An 18,184-nucleotide genomic window follows, 5' to 3' on the forward strand; every position below is an offset into this window, starting at 1 on the left:
GAGGACCTGCACGTCCTGGGCTACTACGAGTGGCTGGAGGGCCTGGAGCGCGGCATCGCGGCCCATCACGCGGGCATGCTGCCGACGTTCAAGGAGGTCGTCGAGGAGCTGTTCGTGCGCGGGCTGGTCAAGGCCGTGTTCGCGACCGAGACCCTCGCCCTCGGCATCAACATGCCCGCCCGCTCGGTGGTGCTGGAGAAGCTCGTCAAGTGGAACGGCGAGCAGCACGCCGACATCACCCCCGGCGAGTACACCCAGCTGACCGGCCGGGCCGGCCGGCGCGGCATCGACGTCGAGGGCCACGCGGTCGTGCTGTGGCAGCGCGGCATGAACCCCGAGCACCTCGCGGGACTGGCCGGCACGCGCACGTATCCGCTGCGCTCCAGCTTCAAGCCGTCGTACAACATGGCCGTCAACCTGGTCGAGCAGTTCGGCCGGCACCGTTCGCGCGAACTGCTGGAGACGTCGTTCGCGCAGTTCCAGGCGGACAAGTCGGTCGTCGGCATCTCGCGGCAGGTGCAGCGCAACGAGGAAGGGCTGGAGGGCTACAAGGCCTCGATGACCTGCCACCTCGGCGACTTCGAGGAGTACGCGCGGCTGCGCCGCGAGCTGAAGGACCGGGAGACCGATCTGGCCCGGCAGGGCGCGGCGCAGCGGCGCGCGGAGGCGGCCGTCGCGCTGGAGAAGCTCAAGCCGGGCGACGTCATCCACGTGCCCACCGGCAAGTACGCGGGGCTGGCGCTGGTCCTCGACCCGGGGCTGCCGGCGGGCCGTACCAACGGCCACCGCGGTCTCGAGTACCACGACGGTCCGCGCCCGCTGGTGCTGACCGCCGAGCGGCAGGTCAAGCGGCTGGCGTCGATCGACTTCCCGGTGCCCGTCGAGGCGCTGGAGCGGATGCGGATCCCGAAGTCCTTCAATCCGCGCTCCCCGCAGTCCCGCCGGGACCTCGCCTCCGCGCTGCGCACCAAGGCCGGGCACATTCCGCCGGAGCGGGCCCGCAAGAAGCGGTCCCAGGCGGCCGACGACCGGGAGATCGCCCGGCTGCGCAAGGCGATCCGGGCGCACCCGTGCCACGGCTGCGACGACCGCGAGGACCACGCCCGCTGGGCCGAGCGCTATCACCGGCTGCTGCGCGACACCTCGCAGCTGGAGCGGCGGATCGAGGGCCGGACGAACACCATCGCCCGCACCTTCGACCGCATCGTCGCGCTGCTGACCGAGATGGACTACCTGCGCGGCGACGAGGTCACCGAGCACGGCAAGCGGCTCGCACGCCTGTACGGCGAGCTCGACCTGCTGGCCAGCGAATGCCTGCGCGAGGGCGTCTGGGAGGGGCTGGCCCCGGCCGAACTCGCCGCCTGCGTCTCGGCCCTGGTGTACGAGGCGCGGGTCGGCGACGACGCGATGGCGCCCAAGCTGCCCTCGGGCAAGGCCAAGGCCGCGCTCGGCGAGATGGTGCGCATCTGGGGGCGGCTCGACGCCCTGGAGGAGGAGTTCCGGATCACCCAGACCGAGGGCGTGGGCCAGCGCGAACCCGACCTCGGCTTCGCCTGGACCGCCTACATGTGGGCGTCCGGCAAGGGCCTGGACGAGGTGCTGCGCGAGGCGGAGATGCCGGCCGGCGACTTCGTGCGCTGGTGCAAGCAGGTCATCGACGTGCTCGGCCAGATCTCGGCCGCCGCACCGGCCGTCGAGGGCTCGACGGTCGCGAAGAACGCCCGCAAGGCGGTGGACGGGCTGCTGCGCGGCGTGGTGGCCTACTCGTCCGTGGGCTGACCCGCCGGGCGCTCCCGCCCGTGCCCGAGGTCCCGTACGCCGTGCAGCCCGGCGCGCTCCGTGCGCGCCGGGCTGTTGCGTCCTGTGCGTCCCCTCCGGAGGCATCGCCGGCCGATTCCGTGGGCAGGATCGGGACCCGTACGCACCCGGCACCGCCCAGGACGCCGCCGATGGTCCTCCCGGTGCCCCCGCGGGGCTCCTTTCACCCGTGACGGTGAGTGACGTTCGTACATCTGCATGATGTCACGCATCGTGTTCGAATGATGCCTCGGTGTGTAAATGAGTCCGAGCGTACTCCGGTCCCGGGGCCGTTTCCGGCACTTGCTGAATATGACATGGCGATGATCCGGTCGGACTAAGCTCGCCCGCAGCGCGCCGAGTTGAGATGAATTCGTGCGCTTGTTCCCCATGGGGTGAAATGCCCCCACAGCTTCCCGACATGCCCCCTCCGCACGTTCCCCGACCGCCAGCCGATTCGTTTCAGAGGCCTACATGGTGAGTGTCCAATCCCCGCCCGGTCGCCGCGAACTTCCTTATGCGCGCGTGCTGTTGCCGCCGGCCATAGTGATGGCCGCGGTGGCCGGAGCCGCCGTCGCCCTGGTGACGGAGCCCGCCCGGATCGCCGTCGGTGTGTGCGGTGCCGTCGCCACCCTGCTGGTGATCGCCGCCGCGGCCGAGGCGGTGCGCCGCGGCCGCGTCCTGCGCGACGCGCGGGCCGAGCACGAGCGTCACCGTGCGTATCTGGAGGCGCGGATCGCCGCCCACGACACGGAGACGCACCACTTCACGAAGCAGGTCGTCCCCGCGGCCCTGGACCACCTGCACCGCGGACACGACCCCGACGAGGTCCTCCGCGACCTGCCCCGGCTCGACCCGGCCTGGCGGGACCTGCCGCGGTACCAGATCGAGTTGCTGAGCACGATGCTGCGGATCATCGACGAGGAGGAGAACCTGCGGGACTCCTCCCAGCGCTCCTTCGTCAGCATCGCCCGCCGCGTCCAGGCGATCGTCCACCAGCAGGCCAAGGAACTCCGCGAGATGGAGGAGGACCACGGCCGCAACCCCGAGGTCTTCGACGACCTGCTGCGCATCGACCACGGCACCGCGCTGATCGGCCGCCTCGCCGACTCCATCTCCGTGCTCGGCGGCGGCCGCCCCGGACGCCAGTGGCCCCAGCCGGTCGCGCTCTACAGCGTGCTGCGCGGCGCCATGTCCCGCATCCTCGAGTACCGCCGCATCGAGCTGAAGTCGATCGCCAAGGTCAACATCAAGGGCATCTCCGTGGAGCCGGTCATCCACGCCGCCGCCGAACTCCTCGACAACGCCACGCGCTACTCGCCGCCGAGCACCAAGGTGCACGTCACCGCCACGGAGGTGCAGACCGGCGTCGCCATCGAGATCGAGGACGCCGGGGTCAGCCTCGACGAGCAGGCCCGGGCCCGGATCGAGGGCATCCTGGAGCGCGCCCAGAAGGGCACCGACCTCCAGGAACTCGGGGAGAACCCGCGTCTCGGCCTCGCCGTCGTCGGCCGGCTCTGCGCCGCGTTCGACATGCAGGTCTCGCTGCGCGCCTCCGCCTACGGCGGGGTCCGCGCCGTCCTCGTCGTGCCGAGCGACATGATCACCGACGAGCCCGGTGTCGGTCTCGCCCACGGCATCGGGGCGACCGCCGTGCCCCACCAGGTCGACGCCCTGCCCGGGCCGAAGCGCGCGCCCAAGAAGCGGCGCCCCACCAGCCCCCGCATCCCCGCCACGGTCCCCATGGAGGACGACGTCCCCGAGGTCACCGAGTGGACCGCGGGCGGCCTGCCGCAGCGCCGCAGCCGGATGAAGATCCCGCTGAGCCAGCGGTACGCCGAGCAGGCGGCCGCCGAACGGGCCCGGCGCGAGGCCGCGGAGCGGGGCGAGACGTACCAGGACCCCTGGGCGACACCCGCGCCCGAGCCCGAGAAGAAGGACGACCGCGAACCAGGCCTGTGGGTCGACGCCTTCTGGGAGGGCCTGAAGAAGGACCTCGAACCGGGCGTCCACCCCACCGACTTCACCCGGAACCCGACCGCCTACCTGCATCTCATCAACGAACCGGCCCGCACCGAGGCCGATGACGAGGGGGACCTCAAGTGATCCAGCAACGAGCCAACTTCGACTGGATGCTCAAGGAGCTCGCCGACGGCGTACCCGGCGTCGAGATGATCGTGGTGCTCTCCGCCGACGGCCTGCGCATCGCCCGCTACGGCGGTGAGCCGGACGCCGCCGACCGGGTCGCCGCCGCCTGCGCGGGCGTGCAGAGCCTCGCCGGGGCCGTCGCCCAGGAACTCCCGGGCAGTGACGGCGAGATGAAGATGGTGCTCATCGAGATCAACAAGGGCTACTTCTACCTGATGGCGGCCGGAGCCAACGCCTATCTCGCGGTGCTCTCCGACATGACCTGCGAACCCGGCCGCATGGGCGCCATGATGCGCGACCTCGTCGTCCGCATCGGCGCCCACCTCACCAGTCCGCCTCGCCGGAACGGGCAGACCGTATGACTCCTCCGCAACGCCAGAGGCGTTTCCCCCAGGGCGAGTCACCTCCCCGGCCGGCCGGACCGGCCGAGGAAGGCCGGGGCGGCAACCCGGAGCGGCTGTACGTCGTCGCCGGTGCGGACGGCGAACGTGCGGACATCGACCTCGTGACGCTGATCGTGGCGCGCTCCCCGGACCCCCCGCCCTCCGCCACACCCGAGCAGGCGGCGCTGCTCCGCCTCTGCGTCGCCCCCCTGTCCGTGGCCGAACTGTCGGCCTACCTCAACCTGCCGTTCAGCATGGTGACCGTGCTGATCACCGAGATGCTGACGGCGGAACTGGTGCAGGCGCGCGCCCCGATCGCCCGTCAGGCGCTCCCCGACCGTTCCCTTCTCGAAGCGGTGATGCATGGACTTCAAAGGCTCTGACACCATCCCGGGCCCACGGACCGAGGACCAGCTGCCGCACACGGCACAGGCCGCGGCGAAGATCGTGATCGTGGGCGGATTCGGGGTCGGCAAGACGACCATGGTCGGCTCGGTCAGCGAGATCAAACCGCTGACCACCGAGGAGACCATGACGCAGGCCGGCATCGGGGTCGACGACAACTTCGGCTCCGCGTCCAAGACGGCCACCACGGTGGCCATGGACTTCGGCCGCATCAAGATCACCGACCAGCTGGTGCTGTACCTCTTCGGCACCCCGGGCCAGGAGCGCTTCTGGTTCCTGTGGAACGGGCTGTTCGAGGGGGCGCTCGGCGCGGTGGTGCTGGTCGACACCCGTCGCCTCGAGGTCAGCTTCGACGTCATGGGGCGGCTGGAGGAGCGCGGCGTGCCGTTCGTCGTCGCGGTCAACTCCTTCCCCGATGCGCCGCGTTACCCCCTCGCGGACCTGCGGACCGCCCTCGATCTGAGCGAGGAGATCCCCATCATGGAGTGCGATGTGCGGCGCCGGGCATCCAGCCGCGACGTCCTGATGACCCTGATGCGGTTCCTGCACTCCCTCGCCATGACGGGCTCGCTCGCCTGATCCCCGGATCCGCCCCCTGCCCAGAACCCCAGCTCTCGCTTTCGGAGCGACCACTGTGACGCCTGAATCCCACTCCCCGACCGGACACTCCCCGACCGGAACGGACGACTCCCGGCCCGGTCCGCCCCCCGGCTGCCCCGCGCACGGCCTGGGCCCCGGAGGGCTGCGCCGGCTGCACGAGGCGGACGACCTGAAGAAGCTGTACGAGGAACTCCGGACCGAGTACGGCCCGGTGGCGCCCGCGCTGCTCCACGACGACCTGCCGGTGTGGGTGGTCCTCGGCCACGCCGAGAACCAGCACATGGTGCGCACCCCCGCGCAGTACACCCGGGACACCCGCATCTGGTCCGTGTTCCGGGAGGGCCTGGTCAAGCCCGACCACCCGCTCATGCCGCACATCGCCTGGCAGCCGATGTGCGCCCACGCCGAGGGCGAGGAGCACAAGCGGCTGCGCGGCGCCATCGACGCCGCCGTGGCGACCATCGACTTCCGCACCCTGCGCCGGCACATCAACCGCAGCACCCAGCGCGTCGTCAACCGGTTCTGCGAGGAGGGCGAGGCCGACCTCGTCGGCCAGTACGCCGAGCATCTGCCGATGGCCGTGATGTGCCAGATCCTCGGCATGCCCGACGAGTACGACGACCGGATCGTCGAGGCGGCCCGCGACATGATCAAGGGCACCGAGACCGCCAACGCCAGCAACGCCTACATCGTGGAGATCCTGGGCCGCCTCACCGCCCGCCGCCGGGCCGAGCCGGCGAACGACTTCGCCAGTCACCTCGTCACCCACCCGGCCGGACTGACCGACGAAGAGGTCAGGGAACACCTCAGGCTGGTGCTCATCGCCGCCTACGAGACCACCGCCAACCTCCTCGCCAACGTGCTGCGCCAGGTGCTGACCGATCCGCGCTTCCGCGCCCAGCTCAACGGCGGCCAGATGACGGTGCCGGAGGCGGTGGAGCAACTGCTCTGGGACGAACCGCCGTTCAGCACCACCTTCGGCTACTTCGCCAAGCAGGAGACGGAGCTCGGCGGCCAGCTCATCCGCAAGGGCGACGGACTGCTGTTCGCGCCCGCCCCGGCCAACGTCGATCCCAGAGTGCGCCCGGACCCGACCGCCGACATGCAGGGCAACCGCTCCCACCTCGCCTTCGGCGGCGGCCCGCACGAGTGCCCGGGGCAGGACATCGGCCGCGCCATCGCCGAAGTCGGCGTCGACGCACTGCTCATGCGGCTGCCCGACGTCGAACTCGCCGTCGGGGAAGACGAGTTGGTCTATACCGAGTCCATCGCCTCACGTCATCTGGTGGCGCTGCCCGTCCACTTCACCCCGAGGCCGCAGCAGGACGTGATGCAGCGGCCGAGTCACCAGAACGAGCCGCCCGTGCAGCAGGACTGGCACATCGGCCCCGCCCGGCCGCAGCCCGTGCCGGTCCCCGCGCCCTCCGCGCCGGCGACGCCGTCCGAGCGGCGCGTCGATTCCGCCCAGCGGCCCGGGACGGTGCCACCGTCGCAGCCGGCGGCGGAACCGGCCCGGCCGCGGGGCGCGTGGCAGCGTTTCCTGCTCTGGTGGCGCGGCTACTGACCGGCGGCCCAGTCCGCGTACGAGGACCACGCAGCGAGCTCCCGGCGACTGGTGAACCGGTGCTCCACGCCCGTCACCGGATCGGTGAACTCCAGTGCCCGCGCCAGCAGTTGCAGCGGACGCCGGAAGTCACCGGCCGGGACGGGACCGGTCACCTCGGGATACAGCGGGTCGCCGAGGATCGGCACGCCCAGGGCGCTCATGTGCACCCGCAGCTGATGGGTCTGGCCGGTGCCGGGCACCAGGCGGTACCGGCCCAGACCGTCCGCCCGGTGGTCGGCGAGCTCGACGCGGGTCAACGCGTTCGGCTCGCCCGCGACCTCCCGGGCGGCGAGCACGCCGCGCTCCTTCACGATCCGGCTGCGCACGGTCCGGGGCAGCTCCAGCCCGGGGTCGTAGGGGGCGACGGCCTCGTACTCCTTGCGCACCTGCCGGTCGCGGAACAGCGTCTGATAGGCGCCGCGCTCCTCGGGGCGCACCGTGAACAGCACCAGTCCCGCGGTGAGCCGGTCCAGGCGGTGCGCCGCGCCGAGCTCCGGGAGGCCGAGCTCGCGGCGCAACCGGGCGAGCGCGGTCTGGGCGACATGGCCGCCGCGCGGGGTCGTGGCCAGGAAGTGGGGCTTGTCGACGACGACGATGTGCTCGTCCCGGTGGACGACCTCCAGCGGGAAGGGCACCGGCACCTCGTCGGGCAGCTCCCGGTGGAACCACACGTACATGCCGGGTTCGTACGGAGCGTCGGCCGGCACGGCCCGCCCGTCCGCCCCGACGATCAGTCCCGCGGCGAACATCCCGTCGACGACACCGGGCCCGGCCGCGAGCCGCCCCACCAGGTGTTCCCGCACCGTGGCCCACGGCCCCCCGGCGGGCAGCCGCACCCGCACCGGGTCCACACCGTCGCGCTGCGGCAGGGGAGAGGGCGGGGCCGGGCGTCTGCGTCTCACAGCGGGCAAGGGTACGAGGCCGGGCCGCGAGCAGGGGCACCGGGCGGGGCGGCCGTGGCGGCCGGGGCCCGTGGCGAAGGTTCCGCCGTCCGCCCGGAGGGCGGAGCCCGCGGTGTGTCCGGTCCGGTCCGGTCCGGGCGGGCGCGGGGCGGCTTCCGCGACCGGCCCTACGCGTCCGGTGCGTCCGTCCCGCTCGGTTCCTCGTGCCGTGCCGCGCGCTGCACCCGGGCCTCGACCTCGTGGCGCGGCGTGCCCTCGGCGCGCGCGTGCTCGTTCACCGCGATCCGGACGTCCCGGTCCAGATCGCGCCAGGCCCGCCAGGCGGTCTCCCAGGTCGCGGTCTGCTGTCCGCTCCACTTGGTCCGGGCGGGCGGGCCGTAGGCGTCCCGCAGCTGCCGCACCCGGGCGTGCGCCTCGTCCGCCGCGCGCTGCTTGGCCACGAGCTCTTCGAAGGTGTGTGCCACGCGCCCGGATCATCGGGCAGCGGCTCGCCCGGCACCGGCTCGCCACGCCGCCCCGGGCCGGCGCGGGGATCCCGGTTCACCCGGCCGGCGCCGAGGGCGCGGCGCGGTCCGGGCGGGACCGGGGGTCAGGAGGAGGCTTCCGCCCTCTCCTGCTCCGCCTCGATGCGTGCGTTCCACTCCCGCTTGGAGGCCTGCCAGCCGTCCTCGTTGTGGCCGAGCCGCCAGTAACCGGAGATCGACAGGTCCTCGCGCGGAATCCCGCGCTCGACCCGCAGCAGACGGCGCAGCTCCTTCACGAAGTGGGCCTCGCCGTGGACGAAGGCGTGCACCCGGCCCTCGGGGAAGTCCAGGTTCCGTACGGACTCCACCAGCGCCTCGCCGACGGGGCGGTCGCCGCGGTGCAGCCAGCGGATCTCCACGTCGGAGTCGATCTTCTGCTCCTCCTCCGGGCCGGCCACCTCCACGAAGGCGTACGCCTCACAGCCGTGCGGCAGCGCCTCCAGGGAGCGGGCGATCGCGGGCAGCGCGCTCTCGTCGCCGACGAGCAGGTGCCAGTCGGCGGTAGGGTCCGGGGCGTAGGCGCCGCCCGGTCCGAGGAACCGGACGACCTCGCCCGGCCGGGCGCCGGCCGCCCAGGGGCCGGCCAGGCCCTCGTCCCCGTGGAGCACGAAGTCCAGGGTCATCTCGCGCTGCTCGGCGTCCCACTGGCGCACGGTGTACGTCCGCGTCACCGGCCACTGCTCGCGCGGGAACTCCTCCCGGATGCGCTGCAGGTCGAAGGGTTCCGGATAGGTCACCCCCGCGGCCGGGAACAGCAGCTTGACGTAGTGATCGGTGCAGGTGTCCGCCGAGAGGTCGGCGAGACCCTCGCCGCCGAGCACCACGCGGTGCATGTGCGGGGTCAGTCGCTCGGTGCGGACGACCTCGGCGGTGTGCGGCGTGCGCGGAGCGCGTGCCGGTCGCTCTGCCATGCGGGCCTCCCAGCCGTGGTAGTTAGGTATACCTAAGTTAACACCTCGCTCGTGGTCGACGCCCCGTCGGCGGGCGGTCCGTCCGGTTCCCCCTGGGGGAAGGGCGCTCGCGGCTCACCCCGCGAGGGTCGTCAGCAGGCGCCGCAGCGAACCCCCCAGGCCCCAGCGGGCCGCCAGGGACTCCACCGCGGCCGGATCGCGCGGTGTACGCGGCAGCGCCGTGTCGACGTCCGGGAGCGGGACGTCGTCCGCGACCCGGACGACCTTGGGAGCGACCGCGAGGTACGGCCGCGCCGCGTCCAGACGCTTGCGCTGCGACGGCGTGAGCTTCGCCTGCCGGTCGTCCACGGCCGCCAGGATCCCGGCCAGGTCGCCGAACTCGGCCAGCAGCTTGGCGGCCGTCTTCTCCCCGATGCCCGGCACGCCCGGCAGGCCGTCGCTCGGGTCGCCGCGCAGCAGCGCCAGGTCCGCGTACCCCCGGCCGTCCACTCCATACTTCTCGCGCAGCACGGCCTCGTCGGTGACCCGGAGCGTGCCGACGCCCTTCAGCGGATACAGCACCCGCACCCCGCGCGCGTCGTCCACCAGCTGGTACAGGTCGCGGTCGCCGGTGACGATGTCGACCGGCCCCTTCGCCCGGGCGGTGAACGTGCCGATCACGTCGTCCGCCTCGTACTCCGCGACCCCCACCCGTGCGATGCCCACCGCGTCGAGGACGGCCTCGATCACCGGCACCTGCGGCGAGAGCGTGTCGGGCACCTCCTCCTCGTCCGGGCCCGTCGCGTGCTCCTCGGTGACGCGGTGCGCCTTGTAGGAGGGGATCAGCTCCACCCGCCAGTGCGGGCGCCAGTCGGCGTCCATGCAGGCCACCAGGTGGTCCGGCCGGTGGTCCCGCACCAGGCGGTCGATGAAGTCGAGCAGCCCGCGCACGGCGTTCACCGGCGTGCCGTCCGGGGCCCTGACGGACTCCGGGACGCCGAAGTGGGCGCGGAAGTACAGGGAGGCGGTGTCGAGGAGCATCAGTCGTCCGGTCACGCTCCGCATCATGCCGTACGCCACCGACAGCGCCCCGCGGTCGGCGAGCCGCTGTGCGTGCTGCGCAACACGTTGCGCGGTTCGGTACCCCTGTGAGGCGGCGCACGAACACGTTTGCCCTGTGCAAAAGCGGGGAGGCGCCGCCCCGGAGCGATGCCGGTTACAGATTCAACTGTTTCGGACCGCGTGAGCCGTCCGCCGGGCATCGCTTCTTCCATTGCCGTCGAGACAAGAGGTACGCGTGTCATCCAGGCTTGAGGCCGAGCACCTGTACAAGGTGTTCGGCAGACGACCGGACCAGGCGGTCGAACGACTGCGCACGAAGGAGACCGACCGGGAGGAGCTGCGCGCCGACGGCACCACGGCGGCCGTCATCGACGCCTCGTTCACCGTGGAGCCCGGCGAGATCTTCGTCGTCATGGGCCTGTCCGGCTCCGGCAAGTCCACCCTGCTGCGCATGCTGAACGGCCTGCTGGAGCCGACCGCCGGACACGTGCGCTTCGGCGGTCAGGACCTGACCGCGCTGTCCGACCGGCAGCTGCGCGAGGTCCGCTCCAGGAAGATCAGCATGGTCTTCCAGCACTTCGCGCTCTTCCCGCACCGCAGCGTCCGCGACAACGCCGCCTACGGCCTGGAAGTGCAGGGCGTGCCCCGCGCCGAGCGCGAACGCCGCGCCGACGAGGCGCTCGCCCTGTGCGGCCTGGCCGGCTGGGAGAAGTCGTGGCCCGACGAGCTGTCCGGCGGCATGCAGCAGCGCGTGGGCCTGGCCCGCGCGCTCGCCACCGACGCCGACCTGCTGCTGATGGACGAGTCGTTCAGCGCGCTGGACCCGCTGATCCGCCGTGACATGCAGGACCAGCTGCTCGAACTGCAGAAGACGCTGAAGAAGACGATCGTCTTCATCACCCACGACCTCAACGAGGCCATGCGCCTGGGCGACCGCATCGCGGTGATGCGCGACGGCCGCATCGTGCAGATCGGCACCGCGCAGGACATCCTGATCCGCCCCGCCAACGACTACGTCGCCTCCTTCACCCAGGACGTCGACCGCTCCCGCGTGCTGACCGCCGGCGCGGTGATGGAGCGCGCGGTCCGCGGCGACGAGGCCGACTGCGGCTGCGAGACCGCGACGCCCGAGACGCCGTTCACCGACCTGTGCGCGATGAGCGCCCGCGTACCGCACCCCGTGGCGGTCGTCGACGGCGACCGCGCGCTCGTCGGGGTCGTGCCCCGGCAGCGCCTCGTCGGCTTCCTCGGCGACGAGGAGGCAGCCCCCGGCACCTGCGACTCCCCGCGGGACAAGGGCGGCGAGAAGGTGATGTCCCATGCCTAGGATCCCGCTCGGCGACTGGGTCAACAGCGCGGTCGACTGGCTCCTCGCCAACGTGACCTGGCTGTTCGACTTCTTCAAGGCCGTCTTCACCGGCGCCTACGACGGTGTCAACACCGTCCTCCAGGCGCCCGAACCGCTGCTGCTCGCCGGCATCTTCGCGGTGATCGCCTTCTGGCTGCGCGGCACCTTCGCCGGTGTCCTCACCTTCGCCGGCTTCGCCTTCCTGGACTCCCTCGAACTGTGGGAGGACTCGATGGTGACGCTGTCGCTGGTCATCGTCGCCACCGTGATCGCGCTGGTCATTTCGGTGCCGGTGGGCATCTGGGCGGCCCGCTCGGACCGGGTCAGCGCCCTCGTCCGGCCGGTGCTGGACTTCATGCAGACGCTGCCCGCGATGATCTACCTCATCCCGGCGATCCTGTTCTTCGGGACCGGCCCGGCCCCGGGCATCGTCGCCACCCTGATCTTCGCGCTCGCCCCGGGCGTGCGCATGACCGAGCTGGGCATCCGGCAGGTCGACAAGGAACTCGTCGAGGCGGCCGAGGCGTTCGGCACCACACCCCGCAACACCCTGCTGCGCGTCCAGCTCCCGCTGGCACTGCCCACGGTGATGGCGGGCGTCAACCAGGTCATCATGCTCGGCCTGTCCATGGCCGCGATCGCCGGCATGGTCGGCACCGGCGGCCTGGGCGGCGCGGTCATCGAGGCCATCGGGCAGCTCAACATCGGTCTCGGCGCCGAGTCCGGCATCGCCATCGTCATCCTGGCGATCTACCTGGACCGCATGACCAGCGCCCTGGGCACCCAGGTCTCCCCGCTCGGCCGGCGCGCCGCCGCCAAGGCGCGCGCCGCCCAGGGGACGAGGATCTGGTCCTACCGGCCCCGCCCGCAGGTCGCCGTGATCGGCGTGGTCGTCCTCGCCCTGGTGGCGGGCGGCATGAGCGTCTTCGGCGGCAACGGCGGCGGCACGGACACCACCGCCGGCGACCGGAACGTCGGCGACGGCAAGAAGGTCACCATCGGCTACATCCCCTGGGACGAGGGCGTCGCCTCCACCTTCCTGTGGAAGGAGATCCTCGAACGGCGCGGCTTCGAGGTCGAGGCCAGGCAGTTCGAGGCCGGCCCGCTGTACACCGCGCTCGCACAGGGAAACATCGACTTCCAGACGGACGCCTGGCTGCCCACCACCCACGAGCCGTACATGAAGAAGTACGGCGACAGGCTCGACGACCTCGGCGCCTGGTACGAGGAGACCTCGCTGGAGCTGACCGTCCCGGCGTACATGGAGGACATCGACTCGCTGGAGGACCTCAAGGGCGAGGCGTCCGCCTTCGGCGGCAAGATCACCGGCATCGAGTCCAGCGCCGGCATGATGGGCCTGCTCAAGAGCAAGGTCCTCAAGGAGTACGGCCTGGACGAGGAGTACGAGGTCGTCGACAGCTCCACGCCCGCGATGCTGGCCGAGCTCAAGCGCGCCTACAGCAAGAAGGAACCGGTCGTCGTCACGCTCTGGTCGCCGCACTGGGCGTACAGCGACTACGACCTGAAGAAGCTGAAGGACCCCAAGGGAACCTGGGGCGAGGGCGACGGCGTGCACACGCTGTCCCGCAAGGGCTTCGCCGACGACCACCCGCTCGTCGGGAAGTGGCTGAAGGACTTCTCGATGACCGAGAAGCAGCTCACCAGCCTCGAGGCCGAGATCAACAAGGCCGGCAAGGGCAGGCAGCAGGACGCCGTCCGCGCCTGGCTGAAGGACAACCCGGGCGTCGTCGACGAGCTGGCCCCGGTCGGGTCCGGCTCCGCCGCCACCCCCGCCGAGGCGAAGCGGCCGCTGGACGTGGCCTGGTTCCCCTGGGAGGAGGACGTGGCCATCACCTACCTGTGGAAGAACGTCCTCGAGCGGCGCGGCTACCGGCTGAACCTGAAGCAGATGGACGTCGGACCGGTCTACACCGGCCTCGCCTCCGGCGACCTCGACCTCAACTTCGACGCCTGGCTGCCGCACGCCCAGAAGAACTACTGGGAGAAGAGCAAGGACAAGCTCACCGACCTCGGCACCTGGTACGAGCCGACCTCGCTGGAGATCGCCGTGCCCTCCTACGTCAAGGACGTGAAGTCCCTCGAGGACCTCAAGGGCAAGGCCGACCTCTTCGACGGACGGATCGTCGGCATCGAACCGGGCACCGGTGAGATGAACCTGCTGAAGACGAAGGTCCTGCCGGGCTACGGCCTGGACGAGGAGTACGAGGTCGTCGACGGCTCCACACCGGCGATGCTGGCCGAGCTCAAGCGCGCCTACGCCAAGAAGGAGCCCGTCGCGGTCACCCTCTGGTCGCCGCACTGGGCGTACAGCGAGTACGAGCTGACCAAGCTGAAGGACGACAAGAAGCTCTTCGGCGAGGGCAACACGATCCACACCATCGCGAGCGCGAAGTTCCCCGAGCAATACCCGCAGCTCACGGAGTGGATCAAGAACTTCAGGATGACCGAGGAGGAGCTCGGCACCCTGGAGCGCGAGATCAAGGACCGCGGCCAGGGTCACGAGGAAGAGGCCGTCGCCGCCTGGCTGGAGGAGCACCCGGGCGTGGTGGAGCGGATGACCCCGAGGTAACCGCCGTACCGGCCGCGCCGTCAGGGGCGGGACCGGCCCCGCGCCCGAGGGCGCGGCCGGGCCCGCCCCTGAGGCATGTGCGGGGCCGGACGCCGGGCACGACCACGGCAAGAATCCGGACAACCACACAGCGCCACGTCCTCCCCGGACCTCCCCGTGACCTTCGGCCGACCCCGGGGAACAATGGCGGGAACACCCCGTGTCGCGCGCGGGGAACCAAACGGTGCGCTCGACGGCTGGCGCGAAGTGTGGGGTCGGACCCGACCCTGTGCGACGGCGACGTGACAGGCGCCTGAAACGGTTTGCCGAACATGCGTAGGGTGCAGACAGACCCCACGGGGTACGTGCGCCGGGACGCCGGGGCACCGGGTGCGGGACGATGGGCGAAGGAGGGAGCCGGAGCGATGGGCGACCACAAAGAACAGCCCCTGCGGGTGGGCGCGGCGGTGCGGCGGCGACGCCGTGCGCTCGACCTCACCCTCGCCGTCGTGGCCGAGCGCAGCGGCCTGTCCGTACCGTTCCTGAGCCAGATCGAGAACGAGCGGGCGCGTCCCAGCCAGAACTCCCTGGAGAGGGTGGCGGACGCCCTGCGCACCACCGCCGTGGAGCTCCTCGCCGCGGCCGACCCGGCGTGCAGCGTCGACGTCGTCCGCGCCGAGGGGATCGGCGGTGAACCGGGGCTCGACCCGCGGGTGCGCTCCCTGGTGCGCGGCCACCACCAGATGCACGCCTCGGAGTTCACCGGCGACCATGACGCCGGCCGGGAACTCCAGTTCCGCAACGACCAGTTGATGTACGTGGCGGACGGCGCCGTGGAGATCGAGGCGGAGGGGCGCGCCTACCGCCTCGGCCGTGGCGACACCCTGTACCTCACCGGAGGCGTCCGGCACCGCTGGCGTGCCACGGTCCCGGAGACGCGGCTCGTCGTCGTCGCCGTGGCCGAGCACATCGAGGCGGTGCGGGACCGGCCGCGCCGGTGAGCGGCGCCCGGGTCGTCTCCCTCGTCCCGTCGCTGACGGAGGCCGTGGCGCTCTCCGCCCCCGGCCTCCTGGCCGGCGCCACCGACTGGTGCACGCACCCGGCGGAGCTGGACGTCGTGCGCGTCGGCGGGACGAAGAACCCGGAGGTGGACCGGATCGTCGCCCTCGCCCCCGACCTGGTGATCGCCAACGAGGAGGAGAACCGCGAGCCCGACCTGGCGGCCCTGCGCGCGGCGGGCGTCGAGGTGCTGGTGACAAAGGTGCGGACGCTGCCGCAGGCCTTCCACGAGCTGGCCAGGGTGCTCACGGCGTGCGGGGCGCCCGCGCGGCCCCGGTGGCTGGACGAGGCCGAAGCGGCCTGGGAGGCCCTGCCCGCGCCACCGGACCGCCGGACGGCGGTGGTGCCGATCTGGCGGCGGCCCTGGATGGTGCTGGGCCGGGACACCTTCGCCGGCGACCTGCTGTCCCGGCTCGGCGTCGACCACCCGTACGCGGCCCACCCGGAGCGCTATCCGCGGATCCCGCTCGACGCGTTGCGCGCGGCGGACCCGGACCTCGTCGTGCTCCCCGACGAGCCGTACCGCTTCACCGCGGACGACGGCCCGGAGGCCTTCCCCGGGCTGCCCTGCGCCCTGGTCAGCGGCCGGCACCTCACCTGGTACGGGCCGTCGCTGGCCGAGGCACCGACGGTGCTGGGCCGGGCCCTGCGAGCAGCGTGCCGCCGACCAGACCCCGCGCGGTGTGCACCGCGGCGGTGACCCAGGCGGCGACGAGGACGGCGTACAGGACGAGCGCGAGACCGTCGTAGGCGAGCAGCCCGGTGTGCCGGGCCAGCGCCTCGGAGCCGGTGACACAGGTGCCGACCGGGAAGGTGAACGACCACCACGTCATCGAAAAGCGCATCCCCCGGCGCCGGGCCCGCACGACATGGGCGGTGGCGAGGCAGAGCCACAGCAGCGCGAAGCCCATGACGGGCACCCCGTACAGGACCGCGAGCAGACCGAAGCCCTCGTCGTACGGCGCCGGCACGACACCGGGGGCGACGTCGGCGAACGCGCCGACGGCGGTGGTGGACTGGCCGAGCGGCCCGAGCACCAGGAACAGCGTCGGGGTGAGCGCGAGGGGCGGCGGACCGCCGGTGACCAGCCGGGCGAAGACCAGCGGCAGCATCACCAGGGTCGCGAGCAGGCTGAGCCCGAACAGCGCGAAGCAGGCGAGCAGCAGCGTCCGCCGGGGCTGCCCCGGCGGCAGGTGGGGGACCAGGTGCGGGCCGAGGGCTGCGGACACCATGGGCGCGACCAGCGGCAGCAGCCACACGGGCGTCGCCTGCTCCGGCGCGACCCGGTGGCGTACGGCCATGAGGTACGGGACGGTCACGGCGGCCGCGAGCCCGACGGCCGTACCGGCGGTGAACAGCACGGCGTCGAGGGCGACGGCCGGACCGGTGCCGGTCCAGTCCCGCCCGACGGTGAGGGCGCCGCCGCCGACGGCCAGCAGCGCCATGGACAGGCAGCCGTAGAACGGGGCCGTGGCCGGGTCGAGCAGATGGGCGCGGGCCTGGTCGCGATGGTGGGCCCAGTGCAGGGCACGGGCGGCGAGCAGGGCCACGAGGAGGACGAGGGACAGGGCCCAGACGACGGTGAGCGCGGTGCGCAGCCCGGGCACGCGCACGGGCAGCGCGGTGCCGGAACCGGCCACGACGGCGGTGCCCATGACGCAGGCGTACCAGTTGGGTCCGAGGTGACGGACGGCCGTGGCGCGCGCGGGCCGTGCGGTGGCACGGGGGTGGGGAGGCCGGGGGCGGGCTGTGAGGATCATGGTCATACGGTCGTACCGGGAAAGGGCGATCACCAGGGAGTACGCCCCTATGGCGGCATAAGCTGGCCTTATGAGCATGACGGACGACCACACCGGCGACCGGCCCCCGAGCACCGGATCCCTGGCCCACCGGGTGCCGGACCTCGGAGCGCTGGAACTGCTGCTGGCGGTGGCGCGTCTGGGGAGTCTGGGCGGTGCGGCGCGGGAGCTGGGCATCACCCAGCCCGCGGCGAGCAGCCGGATCCGGTCGATGGAGCGGCAACTGGGCGTGGCGCTGGTGGACCGCTCGCCGCGGGGATCGCGGCTGACCGACGCGGGGGCGCTGGTCACCGACTGGGCACGGCGGATCGTGGAGGCGGCGGAGGCCTTCGACGCGGGGGCACAGGCCCTGCGGGACCGCAGGGACTCGCGGCTGCGGGTGGCGGCGAGCATGACGATCGCCGAGTACCTGCTGCCGGGCTGGCTGATCGCCCTGCGCGCCGAGCGGCCGGACACGGCGGTGTCGCTGCTCGCCGGGAACTCGGCGGCGGTGGCGCAGCGGCTGCTGTCGGGCGAGGCGGACCTGGGGTTCGTGGAAGGGCTCACCGTGTCGGCCGGCCTGGACTCCGCGGTGATCGCCCATGACCGGCTGATCGTCGTGACGGCCCCGTCCCACGCCTGGGCCCGCCGCAGGCGTCCGCTCGCCGCGGAGGAACTGGCGGCCACCCCGCTGATCCTGCGGGAGACGGGCTCCGGCACCCGCCAGGTCCTGGACGCCGCCCTGGGCGGACCGGCCCGCCCGCTGATCGAGCTGTCCTCCACGACCGCGGTGAAGGCGGCGGCGGTGAGCGGCGCCGGTCCGGCGGTCCTCAGCGAGCTGGCCGTGGGGGAGGAGCTGGCGATGCGCCGCCTGGTCCGCATCCCCGTGAACGGCATCGCGCTGGCCCGGGACCTGCGGGCGGTCTGGCCGACGGGCCACCGTCCCACGGGCCCGGCGCGGGACCTGCTGTCGCTGACCCGGGGGTGAGGGGGCGCGCCCGCTGCTTCGGCGGGCCGCGGGGCCGGCCGGTGCCCGGCCGTGGGCCGGACGGGTCCTGGGGCCTCTCGTGCGGATCGTGCCGGGCTCGCGGGTCCCGGCACCCTGCCCCGCCG

At 72.5% G+C, this 18,184-nt stretch carries 16 protein-coding genes; 11 read left to right on the top strand and 5 right to left on the bottom strand.

What is annotated here, in order from left to right:
• The 6 genes from RIM90_RS15160 to RIM90_RS15185 form a co-directional block, all read left to right on the top strand.
• Positions 1-1,779, top strand: a 1,779-nt coding sequence (locus RIM90_RS15160) for a DEAD/DEAH box helicase (RefSeq protein WP_375165450.1), incomplete at its 5' end; no start/stop codon positions are given.
• Between the two features lie 492 nt (positions 1,780-2,271).
• Positions 2,272-3,903 (top strand): ATP-binding protein, encoded by a 1,632-nt coding sequence (locus tag RIM90_RS15165; protein ID WP_309061221.1) that lies wholly within the window; start codon positions 2,272-2,274, stop codon positions 3,901-3,903.
• A complete protein-coding gene (locus RIM90_RS15170) occupies positions 3,900-4,307 on the top strand; it encodes a roadblock/LC7 domain-containing protein (RefSeq protein WP_309061222.1) in 408 nt (135 codons plus the stop codon). The genes RIM90_RS15165 and RIM90_RS15170 overlap by 4 nt, the downstream gene beginning before the upstream one ends.
• The gene (locus tag RIM90_RS15175; protein ID WP_309061223.1) at positions 4,304-4,711 is read left to right on the top strand and encodes a DUF742 domain-containing protein; all 408 of its coding nucleotides are present in this window, start codon (positions 4,304-4,306) and stop codon (positions 4,709-4,711) included. The genes RIM90_RS15170 and RIM90_RS15175 overlap by 4 nt, the downstream gene beginning before the upstream one ends.
• Positions 4,692-5,312: an ATP/GTP-binding protein gene (locus RIM90_RS15180; protein WP_309061224.1), complete on the top strand. Its 621-nt coding sequence runs from the start codon at positions 4,692-4,694 to the stop codon at positions 5,310-5,312. The genes RIM90_RS15175 and RIM90_RS15180 overlap by 20 nt, the downstream gene beginning before the upstream one ends.
• A 55-nt stretch (positions 5,313-5,367) precedes the next feature.
• Positions 5,368-6,897, top strand: a complete 1,530-nt coding sequence (locus RIM90_RS15185) for a cytochrome P450 (RefSeq protein WP_309061225.1) — start codon at positions 5,368-5,370, stop codon at positions 6,895-6,897.
• Here RIM90_RS15185 and RIM90_RS15190 read toward each other — a convergent pair.
• From RIM90_RS15190 to RIM90_RS15205, 4 genes are all read right to left on the bottom strand, one after another.
• Positions 6,891-7,841: an RluA family pseudouridine synthase gene (locus tag RIM90_RS15190; RefSeq protein ID WP_309061226.1), complete on the bottom strand. Its 951-nt coding sequence runs from the start codon at positions 7,839-7,841 to the stop codon at positions 6,891-6,893. The genes RIM90_RS15185 and RIM90_RS15190 overlap by 7 nt on opposite strands.
• Positions 7,842-8,008: 167 nt before the next feature.
• Entirely contained in the window at positions 8,009-8,305 is a 297-nt protein-coding gene (locus RIM90_RS15195; protein WP_309061227.1) for a hypothetical protein, read from the bottom strand.
• A gap of 125 nt (positions 8,306-8,430) precedes the next feature.
• On the bottom strand, positions 8,431-9,276 hold the full coding sequence (locus RIM90_RS15200) for a siderophore-interacting protein (RefSeq protein WP_309061228.1): 846 nt from the start codon (positions 9,274-9,276) through the stop codon (positions 8,431-8,433).
• A 114-nt stretch (positions 9,277-9,390) separates the two neighbouring features.
• Positions 9,391-10,296, bottom strand: coding sequence for a 5'-3' exonuclease (locus RIM90_RS15205; RefSeq protein ID WP_309061246.1), 906 nt, complete (start codon positions 10,294-10,296; stop codon positions 9,391-9,393).
• Positions 10,297-10,552: 256 nt separating this feature from the next.
• Between RIM90_RS15205 and RIM90_RS15210 the strand changes: the two genes are divergently transcribed.
• The 4 genes from RIM90_RS15210 (at position 10,553) to RIM90_RS15225 (ending at position 15,993) form a co-directional block, all read left to right on the top strand.
• Positions 10,553-11,644 (top strand): betaine/proline/choline family ABC transporter ATP-binding protein, encoded by a 1,092-nt coding sequence (locus RIM90_RS15210; RefSeq protein ID WP_309061229.1) that lies wholly within the window; start codon positions 10,553-10,555, stop codon positions 11,642-11,644.
• Positions 11,637-14,255, top strand: a complete 2,619-nt coding sequence (locus RIM90_RS15215; protein WP_309061230.1) for an ABC transporter permease/substrate binding protein — start codon at positions 11,637-11,639, stop codon at positions 14,253-14,255. The genes RIM90_RS15210 and RIM90_RS15215 overlap by 8 nt, the downstream gene beginning before the upstream one ends.
• A 404-nt stretch (positions 14,256-14,659) precedes the next feature.
• On the top strand, positions 14,660-15,235 hold the full coding sequence (locus tag RIM90_RS15220) for a helix-turn-helix domain-containing protein (protein ID WP_309061231.1): 576 nt from the start codon (positions 14,660-14,662) through the stop codon (positions 15,233-15,235).
• On the top strand, positions 15,232-15,993 hold the full coding sequence (locus RIM90_RS15225) for a helical backbone metal receptor (protein WP_309061232.1): 762 nt from the start codon (positions 15,232-15,234) through the stop codon (positions 15,991-15,993). The genes RIM90_RS15220 and RIM90_RS15225 overlap by 4 nt, the downstream gene beginning before the upstream one ends.
• Here RIM90_RS15225 and RIM90_RS15230 read toward each other — a convergent pair.
• Complete coding sequence (locus tag RIM90_RS15230; protein WP_309061233.1) at positions 15,887-17,053, bottom strand: TDT family transporter; 1,167 nt, start codon at positions 17,051-17,053, stop codon at positions 15,887-15,889. The genes RIM90_RS15225 and RIM90_RS15230 overlap by 107 nt on opposite strands.
• 70 nt (positions 17,054-17,123) lie before the next feature.
• Here RIM90_RS15230 and RIM90_RS15235 point away from each other — a divergent pair, with 70 nt between their 5' ends.
• Complete coding sequence (locus RIM90_RS15235; protein ID WP_309061234.1) at positions 17,124-18,059, top strand: LysR family transcriptional regulator; 936 nt, start codon at positions 17,124-17,126, stop codon at positions 18,057-18,059.
• Positions 18,060-18,184 lie beyond the last annotated feature (125 nt).

It is taken from the genome of Streptomyces sp. (assembly GCF_031181555.1).
GTDB lineage: Bacteria > Actinomycetota > Actinomycetes > Streptomycetales > Streptomycetaceae > Streptomyces > Streptomyces fimbriatus.

Excerpts from the sequence above, each read along its gene's own strand:
- RIM90_RS15165 (WP_309061221.1), top strand. The coding sequence starts at position 2,272 with ATGGTGAGTGTCCAATCCCCGCCCGGTCGCCGCGAACTTCCTTATGCG.
- RIM90_RS15180 (WP_309061224.1), top strand. The coding sequence starts at position 4,692 with ATGGACTTCAAAGGCTCTGACACCATCCCGGGCCCACGGACCGAGGAC.
- RIM90_RS15230 (WP_309061233.1), bottom strand. The coding sequence starts at position 17,053 with ATGATCCTCACAGCCCGCCCCCGGCCTCCCCACCCCCGTGCCACCGCA.
- RIM90_RS15220 (WP_309061231.1), top strand. The coding sequence starts at position 14,660 with ATGGGCGACCACAAAGAACAGCCCCTGCGGGTGGGCGCGGCGGTGCGG.
- RIM90_RS15205 (WP_309061246.1), bottom strand. The coding sequence starts at position 10,296 with ATGCTCCTCGACACCGCCTCCCTGTACTTCCGCGCCCACTTCGGCGTC.
- RIM90_RS15200 (WP_309061228.1), bottom strand. The coding sequence starts at position 9,276 with ATGGCAGAGCGACCGGCACGCGCTCCGCGCACGCCGCACACCGCCGAG.
- RIM90_RS15215 (WP_309061230.1), top strand. The coding sequence starts at position 11,637 with ATGCCTAGGATCCCGCTCGGCGACTGGGTCAACAGCGCGGTCGACTGG.
- RIM90_RS15235 (WP_309061234.1), top strand. The coding sequence starts at position 17,124 with ATGAGCATGACGGACGACCACACCGGCGACCGGCCCCCGAGCACCGGA.
- RIM90_RS15175 (WP_309061223.1), top strand. The coding sequence starts at position 4,304 with ATGACTCCTCCGCAACGCCAGAGGCGTTTCCCCCAGGGCGAGTCACCT.